The sequence below is a fragment of the Limnohabitans sp. 2KL-3 genome (assembly GCF_001269405.1).
Lineage (GTDB): Bacteria > Pseudomonadota > Gammaproteobacteria > Burkholderiales > Burkholderiaceae_C > Limnohabitans_A.
The window spans coordinates 1-25831 of sequence record NZ_CXON01000020.1 but is presented as its reverse complement, the minus strand read 5'-3'; the positions used below and the strand labels follow the sequence as shown (position 1 = coordinate 25831).

Annotated in this window: 19 protein-coding genes, 1 tRNA gene and 1 pseudogene; 11 read left to right on the top strand and 10 right to left on the bottom strand. The window is 57.5% G+C overall.

Going from position 1 to position 25831, the window contains the following annotated elements; all coding sequences use genetic code 11:
* Positions 1-257 precede the first annotated feature (257 nt).
* Genes smc through ligA form a run of 3 tightly spaced genes read left to right on the top strand, consistent with a single transcriptional unit; the run spans position 258 to position 6978 of the window.
* Complete coding sequence (gene smc / locus AMM41_RS18125; protein WP_089962767.1) at positions 258-3785, top strand: chromosome segregation protein SMC; 3528 nt, start codon at positions 258-260, stop codon at positions 3783-3785.
* 7 nt (positions 3786-3792) lie between these two features.
* The gene (locus AMM41_RS18120; RefSeq protein WP_228769347.1) at positions 3793-4839 is read left to right on the top strand and encodes a cell division protein ZipA C-terminal FtsZ-binding domain-containing protein; all 1047 of its coding nucleotides are present in this window, start codon (positions 3793-3795) and stop codon (positions 4837-4839) included.
* Between the two features lie 12 nt (positions 4840-4851).
* On the top strand, positions 4852-6978 hold the full coding sequence (gene ligA / locus AMM41_RS18115) for an NAD-dependent DNA ligase LigA (RefSeq protein ID WP_089962682.1): 2127 nt from the start codon (positions 4852-4854) through the stop codon (positions 6976-6978).
* A gap of 3 nt (positions 6979-6981) precedes the next feature.
* Here the strand turns inward: ligA and def are convergent, their stop codons facing one another.
* Both def and AMM41_RS18105 read right to left on the bottom strand, forming a co-directional pair.
* Positions 6982-7521 carry a peptide deformylase gene (gene def / locus AMM41_RS18110; protein WP_089962680.1) on the bottom strand — a complete coding sequence of 180 codons (540 nt, stop codon included), beginning with the start codon at positions 7519-7521 and terminating at the stop codon, positions 6982-6984.
* A 10-nt stretch (positions 7522-7531) separates the two neighbouring features.
* Entirely contained in the window at positions 7532-7927 is a 396-nt protein-coding gene (locus tag AMM41_RS18105) for a 5-fold beta-flower protein (protein ID WP_089962678.1), read from the bottom strand.
* Positions 7928-8221: 294 nt separating this feature from the next.
* Between AMM41_RS18105 and AMM41_RS18100 the strand changes: the two genes are divergently transcribed.
* Positions 8222-10072 (top strand): hypothetical protein, encoded by a 1851-nt coding sequence (locus AMM41_RS18100; protein ID WP_089962676.1) that lies wholly within the window; start codon positions 8222-8224, stop codon positions 10070-10072.
* 303 nt (positions 10073-10375) lie between these two features.
* Here the strand turns inward: AMM41_RS18100 and AMM41_RS18095 are convergent, their stop codons facing one another.
* The 6 genes from AMM41_RS18095 to lptF are packed head-to-tail and all read right to left on the bottom strand — an operon-like array spanning position 10376 to position 16267.
* The gene (locus AMM41_RS18095; protein WP_194944861.1) at positions 10376-11431 is read right to left on the bottom strand and encodes an alpha/beta fold hydrolase; all 1056 of its coding nucleotides are present in this window, start codon (positions 11429-11431) and stop codon (positions 10376-10378) included.
* A gap of 59 nt (positions 11432-11490) precedes the next feature.
* Positions 11491-12660: a pyridoxal phosphate-dependent aminotransferase gene (locus AMM41_RS18090; protein WP_089962670.1), complete on the bottom strand. Its 1170-nt coding sequence runs from the start codon at positions 12658-12660 to the stop codon at positions 11491-11493.
* A gap of 22 nt (positions 12661-12682) precedes the next feature.
* Positions 12683-13624: a CysB family HTH-type transcriptional regulator gene (locus tag AMM41_RS18085; RefSeq protein WP_089962668.1), complete on the bottom strand. Its 942-nt coding sequence runs from the start codon at positions 13622-13624 to the stop codon at positions 12683-12685.
* Positions 13625-13668: 44 nt separating this feature from the next.
* Positions 13669-14061: a sirohydrochlorin chelatase gene (locus AMM41_RS18080; RefSeq protein WP_089962666.1), complete on the bottom strand. Its 393-nt coding sequence runs from the start codon at positions 14059-14061 to the stop codon at positions 13669-13671.
* Positions 14058-15164: an LPS export ABC transporter permease LptG gene (lptG, locus tag AMM41_RS18075; RefSeq protein ID WP_089962664.1), complete on the bottom strand. Its 1107-nt coding sequence runs from the start codon at positions 15162-15164 to the stop codon at positions 14058-14060. The genes AMM41_RS18080 and lptG overlap by 4 nt, the downstream gene beginning before the upstream one ends.
* The gene (gene lptF / locus AMM41_RS18070; RefSeq protein WP_089962762.1) at positions 15161-16267 is read right to left on the bottom strand and encodes an LPS export ABC transporter permease LptF; all 1107 of its coding nucleotides are present in this window, start codon (positions 16265-16267) and stop codon (positions 15161-15163) included. The genes lptG and lptF overlap by 4 nt, the downstream gene beginning before the upstream one ends.
* A gap of 23 nt (positions 16268-16290) precedes the next feature.
* Between lptF and AMM41_RS18065 the strand changes: the two genes are divergently transcribed.
* From AMM41_RS18065 to AMM41_RS18050, 4 genes are all read left to right on the top strand, one after another.
* Positions 16291-17796, top strand: a complete 1506-nt coding sequence (locus tag AMM41_RS18065) for a leucyl aminopeptidase (RefSeq protein WP_089962662.1) — start codon at positions 16291-16293, stop codon at positions 17794-17796.
* A gap of 32 nt (positions 17797-17828) precedes the next feature.
* Complete coding sequence (locus tag AMM41_RS18060) at positions 17829-18263, top strand: DNA polymerase III subunit chi (RefSeq protein WP_089962660.1); 435 nt, start codon at positions 17829-17831, stop codon at positions 18261-18263.
* Positions 18260-18535, top strand: a complete 276-nt coding sequence (locus AMM41_RS18055; RefSeq protein ID WP_089962657.1) for a hypothetical protein — start codon at positions 18260-18262, stop codon at positions 18533-18535. The genes AMM41_RS18060 and AMM41_RS18055 overlap by 4 nt, the downstream gene beginning before the upstream one ends.
* Positions 18536-18640: 105 nt before the next feature.
* A complete protein-coding gene (locus tag AMM41_RS18050; RefSeq protein WP_089962654.1) occupies positions 18641-19810 on the top strand; it encodes a branched-chain amino acid ABC transporter substrate-binding protein in 1170 nt (389 codons plus the stop codon).
* A 109-nt stretch (positions 19811-19919) separates the two neighbouring features.
* Here AMM41_RS18050 and AMM41_RS18045 read toward each other — a convergent pair.
* Positions 19920-20010, bottom strand: a tRNA-Ser gene (locus tag AMM41_RS18045).
* A gap of 198 nt (positions 20011-20208) precedes the next feature.
* Between AMM41_RS18045 and AMM41_RS18040 the strand changes: the two genes are divergently transcribed.
* A complete protein-coding gene (locus tag AMM41_RS18040) occupies positions 20209-22482 on the top strand; it encodes an arginine/lysine/ornithine decarboxylase (protein WP_089962651.1) in 2274 nt (757 codons plus the stop codon).
* 423 nt (positions 22483-22905) lie between these two features.
* On the opposite strand, the gene fabI is transcribed toward AMM41_RS18040, so the two are convergent.
* Positions 22906-23721, bottom strand: coding sequence for an enoyl-ACP reductase FabI (gene fabI, locus AMM41_RS18035; protein WP_089962648.1), 816 nt, complete (start codon positions 23719-23721; stop codon positions 22906-22908).
* Between the two features lie 76 nt (positions 23722-23797).
* On the opposite strand from fabI, the gene AMM41_RS18030 reads away from it, so the two are divergent.
* Positions 23798-25657, top strand: a complete 1860-nt coding sequence (locus tag AMM41_RS18030; protein ID WP_228769346.1) for an extracellular solute-binding protein — start codon at positions 23798-23800, stop codon at positions 25655-25657.
* 3 nt (positions 25658-25660) lie between these two features.
* A pseudogene (locus AMM41_RS22000) lies at positions 25661-25831 on the top strand (microcin ABC transporter permease); the annotation flags it as partial.

Sequence of the window (25831 nt, the reverse complement as noted above, 5' to 3'; positions counted from 1 at the left end):
GAAGTGGGCGCAAGGGGTTCATCACAGCACAGTGCACAACAGAAGGAAGGCCGAGGTTGGGTCGCACACACAGATTTGCTGCGCATGGCTCCCCAAGGGGCCCAATGAGGGTGATGGCTGAGTTAACATCTAAGATTATTCGGGATCGGAGATTGAGTTCTTTGATTCGTGGTTTTTTGCGAGTTTTGGTGACTTCTTGACGAATTCTCGCAAGACCTTGTGTTTTTTTGGCTTTTCCTTGGATCGATCAGACCACCGTGCGTCTCAACTCCATCAAACTTTCCGGCTTCAAATCGTTTGCTGAACCCACCAACTTCCTGCTGCCCGGGCAGCTGGTCGGGGTGGTGGGCCCGAACGGTTGTGGCAAATCCAACATCATGGACGCGGTGCGATGGGTGCTGGGTGAGTCCAAGGCCTCCGAATTGCGCGGCGAATCGATGCAGGACGTGATTTTCAACGGCACCACCACCCGAAAGCCTGCCAGTCGGGCCAGTGTCGAGTTGGTGTTTGACAACGACGATCACCGTGCCGGGGGGCAGTGGGGCCAGTTTGCCGAGATCGCCGTCAAGCGTGTGCTGACCCGCGACGGCAACAGCAGTTATTACATCAACAACCAGCCCGTGCGCCGTCGTGACGTTCAGGACGTGTTTCTGGGAACGGGCTTGGGTCCACGCGCTTACGCCATCATTGGACAAGGCACCATCAGTCGCATCATTGAGTCGCGCCCCGAAGAGCTGCGCTTGTTTTTGGAGGAGGCCGCTGGCGTTTCCAAATACAAAGAGCGCCGCCGCGAGACGGAAAACCGCCTGTCGGACACGCGTGAAAATTTGACCCGCGTTGACGACATCTTGCGGGAGTTGAATGCCAATTTGGAGAAATTGGAAAAACAAGCCGAAGTGGCTCACCGATACAACCGCTTGCAGGCCGACAGCACCTTGAAACAGCACCAGCTGTGGTTTTTAAAACGGCGTGACGCCGAAGCCGACCAAGCTCGCATGAAGGCGGATGTGGATCAGGCGGTCAACGCTTTGGAGTCACGCATGGCCGATTTGCGCCATGTCGAGGCTGATTTGGAGACGATCCGTCAGGCCCATTACGCGGCGGGCGACCAGGTCAATCAAGCGCAAGGGGCTTTGTACGAGGCCAGTGCGGAGGTCGGCCGTCTGGAGGCCGAAATTCGTTATGTGGTCGAAGGCCGACAACGTGCCGAACAGCGACTGCAACAACTTTTGGAGCAAACCGCGCAATGGGGCACACGCAGCCTGGACGCACAAGCCGAACTCGAAACACTGGCCGAGCAAGCGGTCATGGCCGAAGACCAAAGTTTGACATTGGCTGCGCAGGTCGAAGACCAAGCCATGGCTTTGCCTGATCTTGAGGAAAGCCTGCGCAAAGCCCAAAACGATGCCACGGCCCAACGGGCCACAGTGGTTCAAGTGCAGCAGCAAATTGGCGTGTTGGCCGCCGATCAGCGAAACATTCAGGAACAATCGCGCCAACTCGACCAGCGCCGTGAGCGCCTTTTGACGGACCGCAATGCACTGGATGCCCCCGACGAAGCGCGTTTGAATCATTTGCAAGATCAAGTGGCCGAGGCTGAAGCTTTGATGCAAGAGGCCGAGGCCCGTTTGCATGAATTGCAGGAACTTGTGCCTGCCCTCGACGAAGATCGCCGCCAGCGTCAAGCGGCGCTGAACCAAGAGTCGTCGAAGTTGGCCGATTTGCGTGCTCGCATAGAGGCCCTCAAAGCCTTGCAAGAAAAGGTGCGCACCGATGGCAAGCTCAAGCCTTGGCTGGCCAAACATGGCATGGACGGTTTGGAGGGCCTTTGGCGTCGCATTCAGATCGAGCCAGGCTGGGAAAATGCGCTCGAATCGGCCTTGCGTGAACGCTTGTCAGCCCTCGAAGTGTCGCGACTGGACATGGTGCGCGCCTTTGCGCTGGATGCACCGCCGGCCAAGCTGGCTTTTTTCACCTCGCCTTTGGCCTCCAAAGCCACACCCCGCAGCGGTTTGCCCACCGGTTGCAAACCCCTGTCCGATCATTTGCGCGTGCACGATGCGGGTTTGTCTGCCTTGTTGACCGACTGGTTACACGGTTGCTTGACCGCCCCACACATGGAAGACGCCTTGGCCTGGCGCAGTGAACTTCAGCCAAGCGAGACCTTGTACGTGCAAGCGGGTCATGCCGTGAGCACCCACAGTGTGTTGTTCTATGCACAGGATTCCGAGCAAGCAGGTTTGCTGGCGCGTGCACAAGAAATTGACAACCTTGAAAAGCAACTGCGGGCCCAGACGCTGATTTCAGAGGAAAGCCGCAGCGCTTTGGTGCGCGCAGAGGCCACCTACGCCGATGCCTCTCAGCGCTTGATCAGCGTGCGTCGCGAAGCCAGTGAAAGTCAGTCGCGTACACACGAGATGCAAGTGGAAACCCTGCGGCTGTCTCAGTTGGTGGCCCAAACACGTGCCCGCAGTGAACAAATCAGCAACGACCTGGCCGAAGTTGAGGCCTTGCTTGACGAGTTGCAGGAGCGTCGTGTGACGGCCGAGGCCCGTTTTGAAGAACTCGACATGCAGTTGGCCGACACGCAAGAGCGCCATGCACAATTGGACGAGCGCGTGATGGCCTGCGAGCGCAAACTCTCTGAGTGCCGCGAACAACAGCGCAGCTTGGAACGCCGAGCCCAAGAAGCCCAGTTTTCTCAACGCAGCCTGGATGCACGTCGCGCGGAACTCCAACGCACCATCGACACCGCCCAGCAACAAGTGGCCGGCATCGAGGCCGAAACACAACGCGCTCGCGATGAACTCAGCCGTTTGACCGACGCAGCCGCTCAAGCAGGACTGCAAAACGTGCTGGCCATCAAACTCGATCGTGAGCAAGCGTTGGGAGCTTGCCGCAGCGCTTACGATGATTTGACGGCCAAATTGCGTGCCAGTGATGAGCGAAAAGTCACTTTTGAACGTGAACTAGACCCTTTGCGCCAACGCATCAGTGACCTGCAACTCAAAGAGCAAGCGGCCCGTTTGGGTTTGGAGCAATACAGCCAATTGTTGGCCGATGCCCAAGCAGATCTGCAAGCTGTGGCGCAGTCTATTGAAGTGGGTTCCGTGCGCGTGACGGGTCTGCAGGGTGAAATCGACCGCATTCACCGAGAAATCACAGCTTTGGGGCCTGTCAATTTGGCGGCTCTGGACGAGTTGACCAGCTCGCGAGAGCGCAAGGTGTTCCTGGATTCACAATGCACCGATCTGACCGATGCCATGAACACGCTGGAGGATGCTATTCGGAAAATCGATGCCGAGACGCGTGAACTGCTGGGCGGCACGTTCAAAATCGTCAACGAGCACTTCAGTCGGATGTTTCCCGAGTTATTTGGGGGCGGCAATGCCCGCCTGGTCATGACGGGTGATGAGATTCTGGATGCGGGTGTCCAAGTGCTGGCTCAGCCTCCGGGCAAAAAGAACCAGACGATCCACCTGCTTTCAGGTGGCGAAAAAGCCCTGACTGCAATTGCCTTGGTCTTTGCGATTTTTCAGCTCAATCCGGCACCTTTTTGTTTGCTCGATGAGGTGGACGCACCACTGGACGATGCCAACACCGAGCGTTATGCCAAGTTGGTCAAGGGCATGGGCAAGGAAACCCAGTTTTTGTTCATCAGCCACAACAAGATCGCCATGGAGATGGCGGAGCAGTTGATTGGTGTGACCATGCAAGAGCAGGGCGTTTCCCGCATTGTGGCTGTGGACATGGAGTCCGCAGCGTCATTGGCCGACGTGGCCTGAGGAAGTTATGGCGGATTCTTTGAGTTCTTTGCAAGTGAGTTTGGCCGCCATTGGCGGGCTGACGGTGGTGGCTGTGGTGGCTTACAACTATTGGACTTCGCGTCAAAATGTCCCCAAACAAGCCGAACCCTACACCGAGCCGACGGGACTGCAACCTGCCGGTTCATTGGCCAACGGCCAGGCGATTGAGCCGGTCCTGACCGATGATTTTGTCGCTTTGTCGACGTTTGACAAAAAACCGCATTTGGATGCCTTGATCGATGTGATATCAAGCATTGAAGTGGAGCAAGCCGTGCCTGCCCAATTGGTATTGGCCGCCTTGCCGCCCACACGTCGCGTGGGCACCAAAGCCTTTCATATCGAGGGATGTTGTCAGCTTCATGGGCAGTGGGAGCCTATTCAGCTGGGGAAACGTTATGTGGCTTTTCAAGCGGGTGTGCAGTTGGCCAATCGGATGGGTGCACTCAACGACATCGAATTTTCTGAGTTTGTAGTCAAAACTCAGGCTTTTGCGGATGCGATCGGGGGGACCGCCCACTTCAGCGACATGATGGAGGAAGTGGCCCGTGCCCGAGAACTCGACCAATTCGCCAGTGCTCACGATGTTCAATTGAGCTTCACGCTTTGTGCACGATCGGCCGCCTGGAGTTCAGGCTATATCCAGCAACATGCAACACGTTTGGGTTTTGTCATGGGCCTGATCCCTGGGCGCATGGTGCTGACTTCTGAGCAAGCAGGGGCCCCCTTGCTGTCTCTGAGTTTTGACTCACAGGCAGCGATGGCCGAAGACCCGGCTTTGTCGGCGATCCGTGAGTTCACGTTGAGCCTGGATGTGCCCCAAATTGCTTTTGAAGATCGTCCTTTTGAACGCATGCGCGAAGTGGCTCGCTCACTGGCCGACAACATGGAAGGTGTGATCACCGACGGTGATGGGCAAGTCCTGAACGAGATGGCGCTTGACCAAATTGCCAGTGATTTGCAGGTGCTTTACGAGGCGCTCAATGCCCGTGAACTGTCTGCAGGCTCGCCTCAAGCGCGTCGCTTGTTTTCTTGAGGGTGTGGATGGATGAGCACCTCAAATTTTGACTTGTTTTCGGACGAGCCGATGACCGAGTCAGCCCCCCGCTCGGATACCGTCTCGCCACAACTCAGAGCCCAACAGTTGCGTGACTTGCTGCACCACCATGCGCACGCTTACTACACGCTTGACGCCCCTGAGTTACCCGATGCCGAATACGACCGGCTTTTTAGGGAACTTCAAGCCCTCGAGGCCACACATCCCGAGCTGCTGACCGCGGATTCACCCACGCAACGCGTAGGCGGGGCGGTGTTGGACGCTTTTCAGCAGGTCACACACCGCGTGCCCATGCTCAGCATCCGCACCGAAACCGATACCGAGGCCAGTGGTGCCGAAGCCTTTGACACCCGTATTCGCAAAGAGCTGGGCTTGGCCGAAACCGAGCCGCCAGTGAGCTATGTGGGTGAATTGAAGTTCGACGGATTGGCCATGAGTTTGCGCTACGAAGCGGGTGTGCTGGTGCAAGCGGCCACTCGGGGCGATGGTGAAACGGGCGAAGAAGTCACGCCCAATATCCGAACCATTGGACAAATCCCTTTGCGCTTGCCTGCCGATGCGCCTGCAGTGCTGGAAGTGCGCGGCGAGGTTTACATGCGCCGGGATGACTTTGAAGCACTCAATGAACGCCAACGCCAGCGCATTGCAGCCGGCACCAAGGGCGAAAAGACCTTTGTCAATCCGCGCAACGCCGCAGCGGGCGCGGTGCGTCAACTCGACTCTGGCATCGCGGCCGAACGGCCACTGAGTTTTTTTGCCTATGGCCTGGGCGACATGACCCCATCGTCTGAAGGGGGGCCGACATGGACCACACACTACGCCATGCTCATGCAACTCAAGGCCTGGGGCTTTCCGGTTGCCCAACAAACCTCTCGTGTGCAGGGCGCATCTGGTTTGGTGGCATTCCACCAGCGCATTGCCGCCGAGCGCGACGCTTTGCCTTATGACATCGATGGCGTGGTCTACAAAGTGGACGATCTTGCACTGCAAACGCGATTGGGTTTTGTGACCCGGGAGCCGCGTTGGGCGGTGGCGCACAAATACCCTGCACAAGAAGAAATGACCACCGTGCTGGCCATTGATGTCCAGGTGGGGCGTACCGGCAAGCTCACGCCCGTGGCCAAACTCAACCCGGTGTTTGTCGGTGGCGTGACGGTCACCAATGCCACTTTGCACAACGAATTAGAGGCCCGCCGCAAAGATGTGCGAGTAGGCGACACGGTCATCGTGCGGCGTGCGGGGGATGTGATCCCGGAAGTGGTGTCGGTGGTCCTGGAGCGACGCCCCCCTGATGCGCCGCAGTTCACCATGCTCGACCACTGCCCTGTTTGTGGAAGTCTGGCCGAACGGGAAGAGGGCGAAGCGGACCACCGTTGCACGGGGGGACTGTTTTGCAGCGCTCAACGCAAGCAGGCCATCTGGCACTTTGCCCACCGCCGGGCGATGGATGTGGATGGCTTGGGTGACAAATTGGTGGATCAACTGGTCGATGCGGGCCATGTCAAAACCTTGGCCGACCTTTACCACCTTCAATTGGAAACCTTGTCGGGCATGGACCGCATGGCCGAAAAATCAGCGCTCAACCTTTTGGAGGCCTTGGAGAAATCCAAAACCACGACTTTGGGGCGTTTTCTGTTCAGTTTGGGGATTCGCCATGTCGGCGAGGCCACGGCCAAAGAGTTGGCCCGCCATTTTGGGCAGCTCGACGCCATCATGGCGGCCAGTGAAGATGCCTTGTTGCAAGTGGCCGATGTGGGCCCGGTGGTGGCGCACAGCATTCGCACCTTTTTTGACCAGGTTCATCACCGAGAAGTGGTCCAGGCCTTGCGCGATGCCGGTTTGAACTGGGCAGAAGGTGAGGCTTTGGCCCCCACCGAAATGCCCTTGGCAGGCATCACCGTGGTGTTGACGGGCACTTTGCAGAGCATGGGCCGCGACGAAGCCAAGGAAAAACTGGAAGCCTTGGGTGCCAAAGTGGCAGGGTCAGTGAGCAAAAAAACCCACTATGTGGTGGCTGGTGCCGAAGCGGGCAGCAAGCTTGACAAGGCACAAGCGCTGGGTGTGCCCGTTCTTGGCGATGAAGGTTTGGCGCTGTTGTTAACGGGGCAAAAACCCTGAGCTTCAATCGTCTTCAGCCGCGCTGATTTCCGGGAAAAGCACTTCGGTGAAGCCAAACCGGTTGAAGTCACGCACCCGCATGGGATAAAGCTTGCCGATCAAGTGGTCGCATTCATGCTGCACCACCCGAGCATGAAAACCATCGACGGTGCGGTCGATGGGCGTGCCTTGTTCGTCAAACCCTGTGTAGCGTATGCGCGACCAGCGAGGCACCACGCCCCGCAAGCCGGGGACTGACAGGCAACCTTCCCAATCTTCTTCCTGCGTCGCATCCAGCGGCGTGATCACCGGGTTGATCAGCACCGTGCGCGGCACCAGAGGACGGCCGGGGTAGCGCGGGTTCACGCTTGAGCTGCCAAAAATCACCACTTGAAGGTTCACCCCTATTTGCGGTGCCGCCAAACCTGCGCCATTGACACTGGCCATGGTGTCTTGCATGTCAGCGATCAACGCGTGCAGCTCAGGGGTGTCAAAGGCGGTCACGGGTTCGGCCATGCGCAGCAAACGCACATCGCCCATTTTGAGGATTTCTCGAACAGTCATGGCCAAGGTCTCACATGAAAAAATAAAAAAACACGATCATTTGCGTTCGCCGAAGCCCATCGGCGCGGCCAATGGGTCGACCCGATGCATCGTACAGCCGATCGCCATCGATGCGCCCCATGAGCGAGCCCGAAGCGCTGTAAAGCCGTTCACCATCAATGCGTCCAATCGGACTGCCCGAGGCGCTGTAGACGCGGGTGCCATCGATGCGGCCCAGCTGCCGGCCCGCAGCGTCATAAATGCGCTCGCCGTCCACCCGACCTAACTGCTGCCCCGATCCGTTGTAAAAACGTTCGGCATCCACCCGCCCCAATGCCCGCCCGCTGCTGTCAAACATGCGCTGGGCCACAGCGGTGGGCATCAGCAGGCTCCATATAAGCAAGGCTGTGATCAGGTGTGGCGTCATCGGCAGACAATCGCAGAGGTTGAAGAAACGTTGTCCTTGCAAACACTTGAAAAAATCTGGCTTCAAATGGGTGCAGGCGCATGGACTGACTGTAAACCCAGCTCTCATGAAATTGGACGATCATTTCAAAAATCCAGGCGGGTGACATCGGCCACGGTCACTGTTGTCGCTGCGAGTGCGGTTTGAGTGCAGTGCCAAGCCTGGGATGCTGCGCCACAGCGTTTGGGCGAGGCCCTTTGGAATGGATGGTCTTCAAGACACTCACGAGGAGCGCATGAGAAGATCGCCCGATCCATGAACGCAGAAAACCACTTATTCCCCGTGCCGCAGCCACCCCAAGCCCTTGGCCCCCATGGCACTTCGCCCGATTGTGCGGCCATTTGGCAGGGCCTGGATGCCGAAGTGTTGGACCATTTGAAAAGCGCTGTGCAGGCCATGCCCGACAGTGATTTGGTGGCGGGTGCCAAACAGTTGCCCGAGCTGATGCAGGGCCTCAAGCAAGACAAGCCCAACACCGATTTGCTGCGCCAACGCGTGTTGGCCAAGATGCAGCTCAAAACGCTGCCGCCTTTGGTTTTGGAGTTGCTCAGAAGTGCCACTTTGTCCGAGCCGCTGCTGGCCGTGCTGAGCGACAAGGCGATTGAGCAGGGTTTGGCGGCCTTGATGGAGCGCTTTGGCCGCGTGCCGGTCCTGGCAGCGATGTGGCTCGATGAGCGCGATTCGGTGCGGGCCTTGGCCCAATCGTGCGCTCCTGCCCAAACCAAATCCAAGCTGGGCAAGCCCAAGACGGGAGAAACTTTCAAACAGCGCTTCAAGCCTTTGCTGACGGTGCTGCAGCCGGTGCTGGCAGATGTGCCCTACGAGCCGCCCACAGCCCGCCCCAACACGCGCCAGTTACCCGCCGCTGCGGCGGCGCAGCCCCAAAGCCGCGAACAAGCCGAGCGCGAGATCCGGGCCAGTTCTTTGTTCAAGCAGGTGCAGCGCGAGCGCAACGAATTGCAGGACGAACGCGATGGCCTGATGCGCCAACGCGACAAGCTGAGCAAGGACGTGCAGGCACTGGACGAGCAACTGAAGGCAGCCCGTGCGCGGCTGGCCGAGGTAGAGGGCGATTGGCGCACGCGGGTGGCGCAGGGCATTGCCGATGGCTTGAACAAGCGCATGGCGCCGTGGCTGACGGCCAGTGAGGCCTTGGCCTTGCCGGTGTCTCACCAGGCCGATCCGCTGGAGCGGGCCCGGCAATTGCTGGCGCGGCAGGCGCAAGAGGACAAGCGTTTCGGCACGCGCAGCGTCGTGGGGCAGCAACTGGCCGAGGCACAGCGCTTGCTGGCGGCGCTGCAAGAGGCGCAGGCCGAGGCTTTGCGGCCCCTGCCTCAGTTGGCCGAGGAGCAGCGTGCGCTGGCCACCCACATCGAGGCCTTGCAGTCGCGGCTGGCGCAAACCACGATCCAGCCCACGCGCCAGCCCGTAAGGCAACTGGGGCAGGCGCTGCTGGCCATCCACGACATGGACGAGTTGCAGGAGAAAAAACGTCAGGTGGAGCGCAGCATGCTGGCCGAAGCCTGGAGCATGGCCATGTGCCAGCAGGCCTACGATGCGCTGGACAGGCGAGCCATGCAGATTTATGACCTGCACCACCCGGCCACTGGCGTGCACAAGGACGAACACCCGCCTGTCACGCCCAAGCAGTATTTTGAGCACGGGCTGCGCCATGCGCGGCCGATTCGGCTGATCATCGATGGGCACAACCTGCTGCCCAAGCTCAAACCCTTGATTGGGGCCGAGTATTTTTCTGCCGGACAAGGGCCCAATGCGCGGGCTCGGGCTTTGCTGATCGAGCGGGTGCAGCGCCTGACCGAGCTGCACCCACTGCTCAGCGCCGACATTGTGTTTGATGGCCCGGATGACCAACACTGGAGCGAGACCGAGAGCTTGCGGGTGTGGTTTTCTGGCGGGCAAGGCAGCGACCGGGCGGACGGCCGGATTTTGGAGGCGTTGCAGGCACAGCTGCATCTGGGGCAGCGTTTTCAGGGTCAAGATGTGGCTTGCTTCGTGGTCACCGAGGACCGGGATTTGCGGCTCAAATCACAGGCCTTGAAGGCCATGGTGGTCTCGCCCCTGGAGATGTGGGCCATGGTGTATTGAGCCTGATGTGGTGCTTGATCGTGAGGTTCTTGTGAAGGCTTGATCGAAATGCCAAGCGCACATTCGGGTGCTGGAGCCTATTGTTTCGGCCCTGTGAAGTTTTCAAGGGTCAAAGATTTTGCAGGTCGGCGGCTTCAGCCCCGACATGCAGCCTGCGCCAAAGCCAGCAATGTCGGGGCTGAAGCCACCGACCTACGAGATGAGATTTTTCACAGATTTCAAACTTCAGCGTGCCGGATCAATAAGCTACGGGCGATGGGCGTGGTACACGCCCCTCATCAACCCTCCGCAGCGAGCGAATTTTCAAGGGCGTTGTGTGCACACCGCGGCTTGCGCTTGCTGCAGGCTTTGCCGCCTGGGCAGTGGGCTTTGTTGCAACCACTGCTCCAGGTCTTGCAGCACTTCTCGGGTTTGCAGTTGGCGCGTCAACAGGTGCCAGCCTTCGGGATAGACCACAAAGTCCAGCGCTGCGCTGGGGGCGCCTGCGGCGTTCAGGTGGGTCAGCCACTCGCACACAGGCGATGGCGGGATGATGCGGTCGCGCAGGCCATACAGCACCAAGCTGCGCTGTGGCGGCGAGGTGCTGAGGTTTTGGGCGCGGCCCATCAGCTGAGTCACCCCGGCCAAGCTGCTGACGCGGGTGGCTTTGATGAAGAGCGGATCGCGCCCAAGTTCGCGCGAGACCTCGGGGTCGTTGGTGGGGGTGATGCCCAAAGACTGCACGCCCCGACCGGTGAACACCATGTCGGGGGCGACGGCATTCATGAATTGCAGGCTGAGCCGCTGGTACCAGGGCATGCTGTTCGCACCCCAGACGGCAGGGGCTTTGAGCACGATGTGGTCAGCCACCAAGCCGGGTGTTTCAGCCGCTGCCACCCACACCAAAGCGCCGCCCATGCTTTCGCCAATGACCGTCAGCTGCAAGCCGGGATGCCGAACCCGCAATTGCGTGGCGATGTGGCGCAGGTCGGCCAGCAGCGTGTCTGTGCCGGGCCAGATGCCTGGCTTGGTGTTGGCCCCAAAGCCGCGTTGGTCGTAGGCGTAAACCGTGGCACCGAGTTCACCCGCCAGGTGCTGCGCCAGGGGCTCGAAAGCCTTGCTGTAGTCGTTGAAGCCATGCACGCCCAGCACGATGTGCCTGGGCGTGGGTGTGGCCCAGACCCGTGCGCTCAGGCTTTGGCCACCGGGCAAGTCAAAGTGCATGGGCCTGGCCGGCAGCACTTGGGCGGGGGTGATTTTGTCGGCGATGACAGCCACACGCGATGGGGGCGTGGTGGCGCTGCAGCCGGCCAACAGCAGCAGGCCCCAAGCGCAGACCAAGTGCTTGGCTTTGATCTGGAGGGAACTGAGGTGTGTCATGAGCAGGTCAGTGGCTGATTTTTGAGCTGGGGCCATCGTCAACCCCACACCTCTTGGCTTCACAGGCCTTTGAGTTTGTCCAGTGCCGCACTCAGGGTTTCGTCGGTTTTGGCAAAGCAAAACCGGATGACTTTTTGGTCAAAGCCATTGCCATAAAAGGCCGACAGGGGGATTGCGGCCACACCCATCTCGGCCGTCAGCCATTGGCAAAAGTCGGCTTCGCTCAAGTTTTTCTCGGGCACTTTCAGCTCCGAAATGTCGGCGCACTGGAAATAGGTGCCTTCGCCAGGCAGCAGCTTGAAGTGGGTTTTCGCCAGGCCATCTCGAAACAGGTCACGCTTGCGTTGGTAAAACGCAGGCAACTGCAAATAGGGCGCAGGGTCGGCCATGTAGCGGGCCAGGGCGTGCTGCATGGGAGTATTCACGGTGAACACCATGAATTGGTGCACTTTGCGCAGCTCAGCCGTGTAGTCGGCGGGGGCGGCCACGGTGCCGACCTTCCAGCCGGTCACATGGTAGGTTTTGCCAAAGCTGGAGACGATGAAGGCCCGTGCGGCCAAGCCCTCAAAATGCGCGGCGCTCCAGTGCTGCAGCGGGGCATAAACCATGTGTTCGTAGACCTCGTCGCTGATCAGCACCACGTTGGTGGGGGCCAGAATCTCTTGAAGGGTCAGCATTTCTTCACGCGTCCAGACCATGCCGCTGGGGTTGTGCGGGGTGTTGATCAAGATCGCGCGGGTGCGTGGGCCGATGGCGGCGCGGATTCGGTCGAAGTCGGGCCTGAAGCTGCCAGGGGTCAGCGGCACACGCACCACGCGGCCACCGGCCAGCTCGATGTTGGGCACGTAGCTGTCGTAGCAGGGTTCAAGCACGATGACCTCGTCGCCGGGGTGAACGATGGCCAAGATGATCGCCAAGATGGCTTGTGTGGCCCCGGCGGTGACGGTGATTTCAGTGGCCGGGTTGTAGCGTCGACCGTAGAGGGTTTCGATTTTTGTGGCCACGGCTTCGCGCAACGAGGCCACACCGGGCATGGGCGGGTACTGGTTGAGGCCCTCACCCATGGCGTCGTTCACCAACTCGGTCAACCGCGGGTCACACGGAAAGTCCGGGAAGCCCTGGCCGAGGTTGACGGCTTTTTTTTCGGCGGCCAAGGCCGACATGACGGTGAAGATGGTGGTGCCCATGTGGGGCGCTTTTGAAATGAGGGCGGGGCTGTTGGCGTTCATGTGCAAAGGGATGAGGCGTTTTTCAGAGTTCGTAATCGTTGACGTGGCCGGTCATGGCTTTGGCGATCAGTGGTGCGGTCAGGCGATCGCTCAGCAGTTCGGCAAATTGGTAGACAAATTGGCGCAAATAGGCCCCGCGCTTGAAGGCCACGCGGGCCACGTTCATGCCCAGGAGTTGACCCAAGGGGCGCACGGCCAAGTCTTTGACCGGGTCGTCCTGCACGGCCATTTCGGCCACGATACCAATGCCAAGCCCCAAGCGCACATAGGTTTTGATGACGTCCGAGTCGATGGCTTCCAAAGCGATGCGGGGGGTGATTTTTTTGGCCGCAAAAGCTTGGTCAATGCGGCTGCGTCCAGTGAATGAGGGGTGGTAAGTGATGAGCGGTTCGCTGGCAATGTCTTCCAAAGACAGTGAAGTTTTTGCAGCAAGCGGATGGTCCAGCGGCAGCACCAGCACGTGTTGCCATTCGTAGCAGGGCAGGGTCACCAAGTCTTCGTAAGCCGAGAGCGATTCGGTGGCGATGCCGATCTCGGCCGTGTCATCGAGCAGCATTTTGGCCACTTGGTCGGGTGCGCCTTGGTGAAGGCTGATGTTGACCTTGGGGTATTTGTCGCGCAGTTTGGCCACGGGCAGGGGCAAAACATAACGCGCTTGGGTGTGGGTGGTGGCGATCGACAGGGTGCCACTGTCTTGTGCACTGTAATGGTCACCGATTTTGCGCAAATTGCCGACTTCGCGCAGGATCAGTTCAATGCTGCGCAGCACCTGTTCACCGGGTTCCGTGATGCGCTTGAGTCGCTTGCCATGGCGGGCAAAAATTTCGATGCCCAGCTCCTCTTCAAGCTCAATGATGGCTTTGGACACACCCGGTTGAGAGGTGTGGAGCGCTTTGGCCGTTTCAGTGAGGTTGAGATTGCGCCGGGCAGCCTCTTGAACAAAGCGAAATTGGTGAAGGTTCATATGCTAATCGTCATATTGATTCACACTATTATGCTTTATTGGGTCTATTGGTCCTTGCCAGAGCCACCCGCGATGTCGGCCATGAGCTGCGTCATCGCGGGGTGCTCGCCGATGGGCGGCATCAACTCAAAGGCCATTTGGGGGTAGGCTTGGACCAAGTCCTTGACCAGCAAGGGCAAATCTTCTCTGGCGTGACGTCCCACGCCTAAAAACATGGGAACGATGCGCAAATGCTCGATGCCTTGTTTCATCATCTGTTCAACGGTTTCAGGCAGGTCCGGTTGGGTCAACTCCAAAAAAGCGCAGGCCACGGCGATATCAGCATGTTGCTCCAGCATGCGTCGAGCCACCGCGTCCATGGGCAGTCTCCAAAGTGGATCGCGCGAACCATGTGCAAACAAGATCACGCCTGTTTTGATGTTGTCTTTTTGAGTCATCGCCTGAGCACCATCCACCAAAAAGCAGCCAAGGATATGGCGCTGTAAATCAAAGCCGGTGCTGCTGAAGTCAGCAACGGTTGCCAGTTTTGTAAATTACCAATGTGACCGAAAACATTGTTGAGCAAGGAAAAGCTGATGCCTGCAAGTACGCCACCAAAAACGTGGCCGGCAATCTGGCCAGATCGGAAGTGCAAGTAAGCAAAGGGCAGGGCGAGGACCAGCATCACCAAGCAGCTCAATGGGTAAAAGACCTTGCGCCAAAATTCAATTTCGTAGCGCTGAGCATTTTGGTTGTTGCTGGACAAATGCCGCATGTAATGGAACAGATCCCAGGTGCTCATGGTGTCCGGACTGAGCAAGGCAGCGGCCACCATGTCTGCGCTGATGGTGGTCTTCCACATCCACTGGGCGTGCTGCTGGGCTTGGTATCTTTCCAGTCCACTTGTTGGCTCTTGTTGCAGTGTTTTTTCTTGCACCTGTTTCAATTGCCATTCGCTTGACAAGATTTCCCCTGTTGCCGCTGTGGTGATGGAGAGCAAGCGGCCTTGGCTGTTGAAGGCATGAATACGAATGTCTTGCATGTGGGTAATGCCATCAAACCGTCGCACATTGACTGCAAATTGTTGCTGGCCCTGTTTTTCCTTGAGCCATGCACCGGTTTGACCGACGGTCAAATTGCCCTGAAATTTGGTTTTGATCAGTTGGGCCTGACGTTCGGCCCAAGGCGATGCGTAATCACCAAAGAAAAAAGTCAAACTTACAAAAATCAAACCGAGTTGGAAGAGCATGTTCAGTGCCGTCCATGGCGCGAGTCCCCCGGTTCGCAGGATTGTGAATTCGGAACTTTGTGCCAAGCGAGCCATCACAAAAATGCTGCCAATCAAAACTGAAATGGGCAGCAACTCGTAAAGATGGTTGGGCGTTTTGAGGGCAATGAACAGCAAGGCATGCTGCATGCGATAGCCTTGAGCAGCATACCGGTCCAGGGCTTGGAGCTCGTCGACCAGGTCAAAAAACAAAAACAAGGATAAAAAACCAGCCAACACAAATAAAACGGCACGCAAAATTTCGCCATGCAACAGGGTTCGCACCGTTTTCATGCGGCACCTCGTGTCGGCACAACAAGACGACACAGGCTTCGCCAAGTCCAGTTCATGTGCCTCAAAGTCAGCCATATGCAGGCCAACAGCAACATGCCGCCATGCAGTTGAATCATGTAAGGGGCAAAGCCCACACGCCCATTCGCAATCCAGTTTTGTCCCACATTCAACAGGTTGTAGTAGGCAATGAACACAAACAAAGCCAAACCCAAGTGGTAGCTGCGTCCCGCTCGGGGATTGACGGCCGACATGGCCAAAGCGACCAACACCAAATTGATGCCCGCAAGACTCAAGCCCAAACGCCATGACAACTCGCCTTGGTGCACAGGCGTGAAGTCACGCATCAATTCAAGTGTGGATTTCAAACGGCTGTTGCTGCGGTCCCCAGCCACCACAGCGCCGGAGTCGATCAGCAATTGGTATTTTTCAAATTGAGTCAAGCGGGTTTCTCCGGTGACCAAATCCGTGAGCCATTGCTGCCCCTTTTCAAGCAGCAAAAATCGGTCAGAACCCAGCAATTCGATGCGTCCCTGGGTTGCCGTGGTGACGCTTTCCGTGTTGCCATCGCGGCTCGATACAAAAACATTGTTGCCCCATTGTTGTCCGGGGCTGTCTTTGTCGATAAAAAAGACCCGGTTGCCTCCCGCCGACTCTTGGAACTGACCGGGCGCAATGCGTTCTACGTCATTGCGTTTTTCAAAGCGTTGCTTGAGGTCTTGAATTTGCTGATTGCTCCAAGGCCAAATGAACAAAGCCAGCACAGCAATCATGGTCAAAATGGGCCAAGTGAATCGAAACAGGGGGCGAATAAAGTTGCCCAGTCCTCGCCCACTGGAAAACCAGATCACCATTTCACTGTCTGCATACATGCGCGACAGGGTGGCGACCACAGTGATGAATAAACTCAATGTGGCTATTGTGGTCAATTGTCCCAGCACACTCAGGCTCATGACCAACACCACATCAGAAGGGTTGACACTGCCACGACTGGCTTGCCCCAGCGTCCGGATCAAAGTGATGGTCATCACAATGGTCACCAGAATCACCAGTGCAGCACCAAAATTGCGTGCAAGGTCTTTGCGCAGGGTGGAATGGAATAACATTGGCAAAAAGGAAAAGCGCAATTATGAACTTCGAAATCCAAAAGCGGTCGCTCTTATCGGTCACACAGGGCGAATTGGACGGTTTGATGATTTTGTGGCCTGCAGCCACTTTGCCGGATACCGCTGCAAAAGACCCCATTTCGCGTCTTTTGGCGGGAGCCTGCAAAAAGGGAGATTTTGAGCTCAAACCCAACTGCACTTTGGCTCTTTATGCTCACCCAGAGATCAAAGCCCGTCATGTGGTGGTCGTTTGCAGTGCAGACAACACGCCCGCAGCCGTTCGTGCTGCCATGCAAGCCGCTTGGTCGTGCTTGAAGTCCTTCAAAATCAAGCATTTGGGCATTCACGCGGTTGGCGAATGCCCCGCGCACAGCATTCAAGCGGCCCTGGTCAGTCTGGCCGAGGCCACCTACAGTTATGGCACCACCTTGAGTCAACCCAAGTTGCGCAGCCTCAAGCAAGTGCAGGTCAGTTTGGCCTCGGTACAAGCCGATGCGGTGGACAGTGTGGCTTACGCACAGGCCTTGATCAGCGGTATTGAAGTGGCCAAAGAGTGGGCCAATCGTCCTGCCAACCATGCGACCCCCACACACTTGGCCCAAGCGGCTCAAAACATCGCGACCGGTCGATCTTTCAAGTGTGAAGTGCTAGGCCCCAAAGAAGTGGCCAAATTGGGCATGGGGGCTTTCATGGCGGTGGCCCAAGGCGCATCCGAGCCTTTGCGTTTTATCGTGATGCGCTACAACGGTGCCGCTGCAGCCCAAGCGCCCGTTGTGTTGGTTGGCAAAGGCATCACCTTTGACACCGGCGGTATTTCCATCAAGCCAGCGCCTGAGATGGACGAAATGAAATACGACATGAGTGGTGCAGCCAGTGTTTTGGGGGTTTTCAAAGCTTTGGGCGAAATCCGGCCAAGCATCAACGTGGTGGGGCTGATTCCGGCCACTGAAAACATGCCTGACGGACTGGCCGTTAAACCGGGTGATGTGGTCACCAGCATGAGCGGTCAAACCATTGAAATCCTCAACACCGACGCGGAAGGTCGTTTGGTGCTTTGTGATGCTTTGACCTACGCTGAGCGATTTAAACCCAAGGCGGTGATCGATATCGCCACACTGACAGGCGCGTGCGTCATTGCTTTGGGTGCGGTCCGCTCAGGTTTGTTCTCCAGCAACGACCCACTTGCTCAAGAGATTTTCCAAGCCGGCGAAACGTCTGGCGATGCTTGCTGGCGCATGCCCTTGGACGACGACTACGCCGAAGGTTTGAAATCCAAATTTGCGGACGTTGCCAACGTGGCGGGTCGTGCTGCGGGGTCGGTCACGGCGGCCAAATTTTTGCAACGCTTTGCCAAGTCGTTTGCTTGGGCGCACCTGGACATCGCTGGGACAGCTTGGCGCAGTGGGGCCGCAAAAGGCGCAACGGGTCGCCCTGTGGGTCTGCTCTTGCAGTATTTGGTGTCCGCTGCCAAAACGACCCCTCAAAAGTCAGCCAAAGCCAAAGCCAAGGTCAAGCCCAAATCCGCTTGAACAGAGTCAAGCTGTCTGAGTGCATACCCCGAATGACGCGCATTGAATTTCATTTCAATACCCAGGAACGTCTGGTGCACACCTGTCGTTTGTTGCGCAAGGCCCGGTCGCAAGGCTTTAGAGTTGGTGTTGTTGGTGAACCCAGCACATTGCAACGCTTGAATCAAGCGCTGTGGTCCTTTTCTGAGACGGAGTTTTTAGCGCACTGCACGGCTGAAGATCCGCCTTTGGTGCAAGAAGCCAGCGCATTGTTTTTGGGCGAACAAGCCATGCACAGGCCTGATTTGACCGTTTTGGTCAATTTGGGCGACCAAGTGCCTGCGGCCTATGAACGGTTTGAACGCTTGATCGAAGTCGTTGCCAACGACGAGCATGGCCGCTCAGAGGCGAGAAATCGGTGGAAATATTACAAAACCCAGGGATTTGATCTGGTACAGCACGATCTTTCAAAAAAGTCTGAAACATGAGCGCCACCAGCATCGAAAAAAATGCCGCCCATCAGCCATCTGAGCCGATTCCTTTGCTGACGGACCGCCTGCAAGTGGGTACTTTCCCAGTGGCATTAGGGCTGGCACTGGATGCCCGGATGGCGGAAAAACAAGCGCTGTTCGATTTGTCAGGAACCTTGCTTCAGAACTTGCGGCCCGAGTTGGACCGCTTGACGGCGCAATTGGTGGAACAAACCCTCCAAGAACTTTGGCGCAAGCGCAGTGAAAGTTACCAAAATAGACACCTATAACCGTTTTCTTCGTGTGAATTTTGGTTTTCCCTGAGCCACAAGGTGTCGTTTTTGAAGTATCTTTGGAAGTTGCTTGATTGAAGCAATTTATTCTTCGGAGTTTCTATGACATTTTCTGGTAATCGTGCATTGACCGTTGTGGCTGTCGCTGTAGCTGCTGTTGTTTTGGCTGCTTGCGGCAAAAAAGAAGCCCCTGTGGCTGACGTTCAAGTGATCAAAATTGGTCACGTCGGCCCCGTCAGTGGTGCGATCGCCCACTTGGGCAAAGACAACGAAAATGGCGCTCGCATGGCCATCGAAGAGCTCAATGCTGCAGGCCTGAAGATTGGCGACAAGGCTGTCAAATTCGAATTGTTGGCTGAAGACGATGCCGCCGACCCCAAACAAGGCACCGCTGCTGCACAGAAGCTGGTTGACGCCAAAGTCAACGGCGTGATTGGTCACCTGAACTCAGGCACCACCATTCCCGCTTCGCAAATCTACAACACCGCTGGCATTCCTCAGATTTCCCCATCGGCCACCAACCCCAAGTACACCCGTCAAGGTTACGCAGGTGCTTTCCGTGTGGTGGCCGACGACGTGCACTTGGGTGGTACCTTGGGCAAATACGCTGTGGAAACCCTCAAAGGTAAAAACATTGCCGTCATTGACGACCGTACCGCGTATGGCCAAGGTGTGGCTGAAGAGTTCAAAAAAGGTGCTACTGCTGCTGGCGGCACCATCGTGGGCCACGAATTCACCACCGACAAAGCTTCTGACTTCAACTCCATCCTGACCACGCTCAAAGCCAAGAAGCCTGATGTCGTGTTCTTTGGCGGTATGGATGCCGTTGCTGGCCCGATGCTGCGTCAGATGAAGTCCTTGGGCATTCAAGCCAAATTCATGGGCGGTGATGGCATCTGTACAGCTGAATTGGCCAAATTGGCCGGCGACGCCATGAAAGACGAAGCGGTGGTTTGCGCTGAAGCCGGTGGTGTCGAAGGCGAGCAGAAAGTTGGCATGGACAAGTTCCGCGCTGACTTCAAGGCCAAGTACAACGCTGACGTGCAGGTGTACGCTCCTTACGTCTATGACGCCGTCAAGATCATGGCCACTGCCATGGTCAACGCAGGCTCTGCTGATCCAGCCAAGTACCTGCCCGCACTCAAGAGCATCACTTACAAAGGCGTGACCGGCGACATCTCCTTTGATGAAAAAGGCGACGTCAAGAATGGTGCTTTGACCATGTACACCTACAAAGGTGGCGAGCGTTCACAGATCGCTGTGGTTCGTTAATTGACCACGATCCCCGAGTCAATCGGGGATTTTGTTCATGTCTTGGTCACCAAGACATGAAACGTCAAGACGAAAAAAAGCCTGCACATGTGCAGGCTTTTTTATTTTCTGGCGGAGCAGGCGGGATTCGAACCCGCGGTGGGCTATTAACCCACACACGCTTTCCAGGCGTGCGACTTAAACCACTCATCCACCGCTCCGAAGCCTTAAATTATAGCAGCTGAAACCGCCCATTGTGGGCAACTCATGCAATTGTTGTCACAAGCACCGAGTAAGCTCCCTTTGCAGGTTTTTCGATGAATTCTGATCTCGGTGCCTCCAGCGGGTCTTTTTATCCTTAAACTTTGCGACTGTTTCAATCCCTTTGTCTTTTCTTTGGCGAACAGCCCGATCAGCCCATGAAATTCCGTTTCCCCATCGTCATCATTGACGAAGATTACCGCTCCGAAAACACATCGGGTTTGGGCATTCGCGCATTGGCAGATGCCATCGTCAGCGAAGGACTGGAGGTCTTGGGTGTGACCAGCTACGGCGATCTGTCTCAGTTTGCACAGCAGCAAAGCCGCGCCAGCGCATTCATCTTGTCGATTGACGACGAAGAGTTTTCACCCGGACCAGACCTGGACCCGGCCGTGATCAACTTGCGCGCCTTCATTGATGAAGTGCGTCGCAAAAATGCGGATGTACCGATTTACATCTATGGCGAGACCAAAACCTCGCGCCATTTGCCCAACGACATCCTGCGTGAGTTGCACGGCTTCATCCACATGTTTGAAGACACGCCTGAGTTTGTGGCGCGTCACATCATCCGCGAGGCCAAAAGCTATCTGGAAGGCGTGCAGCCGCCGTTCTTCAAGGCCTTGCTCGATTACGCCGAAGACGGTTCCTATTCGTGGCACTGCCCGGGGCACTCCGGTGGCGTGGCTTTCCTGAAAAGCCCCGTGGGTCAGATGTACCACCAGTTTTATGGTGAGAACATGTTGCGGGCCGACGTGTGCAATGCGGTGGAAGAGTTGGGCCAATTGCTCGACCACAACGGCGCCATTGGCGAGAGCGAGCGCAACGCTGCCCGCATTTTTAACGCCGACCACTGCTTCTTTGTGACCAACGGCACCAGCACCTCCAACAAGATCGTGTGGCACCACACGGTCGCGCCAGGCGATGTGGTGGTGGTGGACCGCAACTGCCACAAGTCCATCTTGCATGCGATCATCATGACCGGCGCTGTGCCCGTGTTCATGAAGCCCACGCGCAACCATTTCGGCATCATCGGACCCATCCCTAAAAGCGAGTTCGAGCCTGCGGCCATCATGGCCAAGATCAAGGCCAACCCCTTGCTCAAGGGCGTGGACCCCAAGAAGGTCAAGCCGCGTGTGATGACGCTCACGCAGTCCACCTACGACGGCGTGCTCTACAACACCGAAACCATCAAGAGCATGCTCGATGGTTACGTGGAAAACCTGCACTTTGACGAAGCTTGGCTGCCGCACGCCGCCTTTCACCCGTTTTATGGCCCGTACCACGCCATGGGCAAAAAGCGCGCACGCCCCAAAGAGTCCATGGTGTACGCCACCCAGTCCATCCACAAGCTGTTGGCCGGTATCAGCCAGGCCAGCCATGTGCTGGTGCAAGACGCGCAAAGCGTCAAACTCGACAGGCCCCTGTTCAACGAAGCCTATTTGATGCACACCTCGACCTCGCCGCAGTACAGCATCATTGCCAGCTGCGACGTGGCCGCCGCCATGATGGAGCCACCCGGTGGCACCGCGCTGGTGGAAGAAAGTATTGCCGAAGCACTGGATTTTCGCCGCGCCATGCGCAAGATCGATGCCGAGTACGGCAAAGATTGGTGGTTCAAGGTTTGGGGCCCCGAGAAGTTTGCCGAAGAAGGCATCGGCCGCGCGGATGACTGGATTTTGCGTAACGACCCGCGCAAAAAAGCCAGCAAGTGGCATGGTTTTGGCCAGCAGCTGGCCGACGGCTTCAACATGCTCGACCCGATCAAGTCGACCATCGTGACGCCGGGCTTGGATCTCGACGGCAAGTTCGACAAGACCGGCATTCCCGCATCCATCGTCAGCAAGTTCCTGACCGAGCACGGCGTGGTGGTGGAGAAGACGGGCCTCTACAGCTTCTTCATCATGTTCACCATCGGCATTACCAAGGGCCGTTGGAACACGCTGCTCACCGCTTTGCAGCAGTTCAAGGACGAATACGCCAAGAACCAGCCGATGTGGAAAATCATGCCGGAGTTCTGCCAGAAGCACCCGCGCTACGAGCGCATGGGCCTGCGCGATCTGTGCCAGCATGTGCACGAGATGTACGCCAAATACGACATCGCCATCTTGACCACAGACATGTATTTGTCTGACTTGGCCCCAGCCATGCGCCCATCAGACGCTTACGCCCACATTGCCCAGCGCAAGACCGAGCGGGTGGAAATTGACCACCTGGAAGGCCGCATCACGGTGGGTTTGGTCACGCCATACCCACCCGGCATTCCGCTCTTGATCCCTGGCGAGGTCTTCAACAAAAAGATCGTCGATTACCTCAAGTTCGCCCGCGAGTTCAACGAGAAGTGCCCGGGCTTCGAAACCGACATCCATGGTCTGGTCGAGATCAAAGACGATGATGGCAAGAAGCGGTACTTTGCGGATTGCGTGAAGGTTTGAAGTTTTTCGGGGGGTGACTTGAGGGTCTTTGGGTCATAAGAGGGCAGGTGAGTTGGGGCCCTCTGCGGGGGCTAAGAGGCGCTTCGCTTTGCCACATCGCCCCCGCAAAGGACCCCAACTCACCTGCGGGGGAGAATTGAAAAAAGCGGCGAAAGCCGCTTTTTTCAATTCAAAAAGATGTTCGTTCGATCCCACTCTTCATGGCCAGTGGCCAAGCACTTTTGGATGATCAAGCCCGAGCGCCAGAGCAGTCCTGCAAACTTCATCTGGCCCATGGCCACAAGAACATTCACTGAGCCTGAGGTGAGGTGGGCGCTGAACCGGGCGATTTGGCGAGCGAAGCGAGTTATGAGCCCGGGCAGCGTCCGGCTCGCCTCAGGCGGTCTTGAAGAGGGCACGTACCCTAAGGAGCGAACAACCCAATCAAGCCGCAGCCGCTGGCTCCGCAATTCCACCGACCACCTGGCTGAAGCCGCCGTCGACATAGGTGATCTCGGCCGTCACACCCGCTGCCAAGTCGCTCAACATGAACGCCGCCACATTGCCCACGTCCTCAATGGTCACATTGCGGCGAATCGGTGAGGCTTCTGCCACCACCGACAAAATTTTGCCAAAACCCTTGATGCCACTGGCCGCCAGCGTCTTGATAGGACCGGCCGAAATGCCGTTGGCCCGCAACCCCCGGTTCTGGCTGCCCAGCGACTCTGCCAAATAACGCACCGATGCTTCCAGGCTGGCTTTGGCCAATCCCATGGTGTTGTAGTTGGGCACCGTGCGGATCGCACCGAGGTACGTCAGCGTCAACACAGCCGACTTGTCGTTCAGGTAGGGCAGGGCAGCCTTGGCCATGGCGGGGAAGCTGTAGGCGCTGATGTCGTGCGCGATCTTGAAGCCTTCGCGCGACAAACCGTCCAAAAAGTCACCGGCAATCGCTTCACGAGGCGCGTAGCCAATCGCATGCACAAAACCGTCGAACTTGGGCCAAGTGGCCGACAGGTCGGTGAACAGCTTTTCAATCTGCTCGTCGCTGCCCACATCACAATCAAAAATCAGCTTGGAGTCAAAATCGGCCGCAAATTCGGTGATACGGTCCTTGAAACGGTCGCCCACGTAGCTGAAAGCGAGCTCAGCGCCTTGTGCGTGGCAGGCCTTGGCGATGCCATAAGCAATGGAGCGGTTGGACAACACGCCCGTGATCAACAACTTTTTACCCGAAAGAAATCCTGTTTTTGTGGTCATGCACTCAACTCCTGAAAAATGTGTGCAGAATTGTCGCATGCGAAGACCCTTGGCCCATTTCTGGACACTCTGCTGCTTGGCCCTCGGGCTCGGTGTGGCGGGCAACGCTTGGGCTGCTCACGCTTACGCGCAATTTGGGGACATTCGCTACCCGGCCGGGTTTACGCACTTTGCGTATGTGAACCCTGCTGCGCCCAAAGGCGGCGAGATCATGCTGGTGCCGCCGACCCGGCAGTCCAACTTTGACAAATACAACCCATTCACCTTGAAGGGCAGCGCCCCGCCCTCCATGCTGGGCATGATGTTTGACACCTTGCTGGTGGGCAACATGGACGAGCCGACCACGGCTTACGGCTTGCTGGCTTCGGATGTGGCGGTGGCCAGCGATCGCATGTCGGTCACCTTTCAGATTAACCCACTGGCCCGCTTTCACAATGGTGACCCAGTGCTGGCGGCCGATGTTCGCCATTCTTTTGAGCGCCTGACCAGCAAACAGGCCGCGCCCCAGTACCGCACCTACTTTGGCGAGGTCAAAGGCGCCACGGTCTTGGCCGAGCGCAGCATCCGCTTTGATTTTGTGCGCCCCAACAGCGAGCTGCCTTTGATCGTGGGCAGTTTGCCGGTGTTCAGCCAAAAGTGGGGGCTGGAAGGCAACACCCACAAACCCTTGGACCAAATGGTGATGGACATCCCGATTGCGTCCGGCCCTTACCGCATCGGCCGTGTGCAGTTTGGCAAAGACATCACCTACGAGCGTGATCCGGCTTATTGGGCGCGCGACTTGAACGTGCGCAAAGGCCAATTCAATTTCGACCGCATCACCTACAAGATCTACAAAGACAGCACCGCTCAGCTCGAGGCCTTCAAGGCAGGTGAGTTCGATTACATGCAGTCTTTTATTGCGCGGGAGTGGGCTCGGGCCTTCACCGGACGCGCCTTTGAACGCGGTGATTTGATCAAGGCCGAGCTGCAGCACGGCAATGCGGGGGACTTTCAGGGCTTTTTGTTCAACACGCGCCGTGACAAATTCCAGGACGTGCGCGTGCGCCAAGCCATCGCCCTGGCCATGGATTTCGAGTGGCTGAACCGCCAACTTTTTTACAACGCCTACAGCCGGGTGCGTGGCTATTTTGTGGCCAGCGACTTTGAGGCCAAGGGCCGACCTGGACCCGACGAGCTGGCCTTGCTCACGCCCCTGCGGGGCAAGCTGCCCGCTGCCGTGTTTGATCAAGAGGTGCCGCAGCCGCCCCAAACCGCGCTCGACCCTGCTTCGGGTCACACCCTGCGCGACCACTTGCGCCAAGCGCGTGATTTGCTCCAGGCCGCCGGATGGACCTACCGCGATGGCGCTTTGCGCAACGCCAAGGGACAAGCTCTCAGCATCGAGTTTCTGGACAGTTCGGGTTCCATGGGGCGGGTCGTCACGCCCTTTGCCAAGAACCTCGAAAAACTGGGCATCCAAGTTCAGTACAAGGTGATCGACTTTGCGCTGCTGCAAAAACGCATGGACGTGTTTGACTTCGACATCATCAGCAACCGCACCGTGGGCAGCGAAGCGCCCGGCACCGAGTTGCTCGAGCGCTATGGCAGCCGATCGGCCGACGTGGAGGGCTCAGGCAATGTGATCGGCCTCAAAGACCCAGCCGTGGACGCGCTGTTGGACAAGGTGGTCAGCGCCACGTCAAGGCCAGAGCTGGTGACCAGCCTGCGAGCGCTTGACCGGGTGCTGCGCCACGGCCATTACGTGGTGCCTCATTGGTATGGCGCGGTGCACCGGGTGTCCTGGCGGGCCAAGGCGTTTGCGCGTCCGGCCGATTTGCCTCGGTTTTATCAACCTGAAAAACTGGTCACCACTGTGTGGTGGTCACCCACCGCCACAAGCGCGCCTGGCCCATCGCCCTCCACAGCGGCTCAACCAGCCAAAAAGGCCCCTTGAACCATGCTGGCCTACATTTTCAAACGCTTGCTGCTGATGATCCCGACCTTGTTCGGGGTGTTGTTGATGACCTTTGTGGTGATCCAGTTTGTGCCCGGCGGCCCAGTCGAGCAAATGGTGTCTCAGCTGCAAGGCCGTGACACAGGCGGGGAGGGCGCAGCCGCAGCGGGCAGC

Coding starts and splice junctions, on each gene's coding strand:
- AMM41_RS18120 (WP_228769347.1), top strand. CDS start 3,793: ATGGCGGATTCTTTGAGTTCTTTGCAAGTGAGTTTGGCCGCCATTGGC.
- ligA (WP_089962682.1), top strand. CDS start 4,852: ATGAGCACCTCAAATTTTGACTTGTTTTCGGACGAGCCGATGACCGAG.
- def (WP_089962680.1), bottom strand. CDS start 7,521: ATGACTGTTCGAGAAATCCTCAAAATGGGCGATGTGCGTTTGCTGCGC.
- AMM41_RS18105 (WP_089962678.1), bottom strand. CDS start 7,927: ATGACGCCACACCTGATCACAGCCTTGCTTATATGGAGCCTGCTGATG.
- AMM41_RS18100 (WP_089962676.1), top strand. CDS start 8,222: ATGAACGCAGAAAACCACTTATTCCCCGTGCCGCAGCCACCCCAAGCC.
- AMM41_RS18095 (WP_194944861.1), bottom strand. CDS start 11,431: ATGACACACCTCAGTTCCCTCCAGATCAAAGCCAAGCACTTGGTCTGC.
- AMM41_RS18090 (WP_089962670.1), bottom strand. CDS start 12,660: ATGAACGCCAACAGCCCCGCCCTCATTTCAAAAGCGCCCCACATGGGC.
- AMM41_RS18085 (WP_089962668.1), bottom strand. CDS start 13,624: ATGAACCTTCACCAATTTCGCTTTGTTCAAGAGGCTGCCCGGCGCAAT.
- AMM41_RS18080 (WP_089962666.1), bottom strand. CDS start 14,061: ATGACTCAAAAAGACAACATCAAAACAGGCGTGATCTTGTTTGCACAT.
- lptG (WP_089962664.1), bottom strand. CDS start 15,164: ATGAAAACGGTGCGAACCCTGTTGCATGGCGAAATTTTGCGTGCCGTT.
- lptF (WP_089962762.1), bottom strand. CDS start 16,267: ATGTTATTCCATTCCACCCTGCGCAAAGACCTTGCACGCAATTTTGGT.
- AMM41_RS18065 (WP_089962662.1), top strand. CDS start 16,291: ATGAACTTCGAAATCCAAAAGCGGTCGCTCTTATCGGTCACACAGGGC.
- AMM41_RS18060 (WP_089962660.1), top strand. CDS start 17,829: ATGACGCGCATTGAATTTCATTTCAATACCCAGGAACGTCTGGTGCAC.
- AMM41_RS18055 (WP_089962657.1), top strand. CDS start 18,260: ATGAGCGCCACCAGCATCGAAAAAAATGCCGCCCATCAGCCATCTGAG.
- AMM41_RS18050 (WP_089962654.1), top strand. CDS start 18,641: ATGACATTTTCTGGTAATCGTGCATTGACCGTTGTGGCTGTCGCTGTA.
- AMM41_RS18040 (WP_089962651.1), top strand. CDS start 20,209: ATGAAATTCCGTTTCCCCATCGTCATCATTGACGAAGATTACCGCTCC.
- fabI (WP_089962648.1), bottom strand. CDS start 23,721: ATGACCACAAAAACAGGATTTCTTTCGGGTAAAAAGTTGTTGATCACG.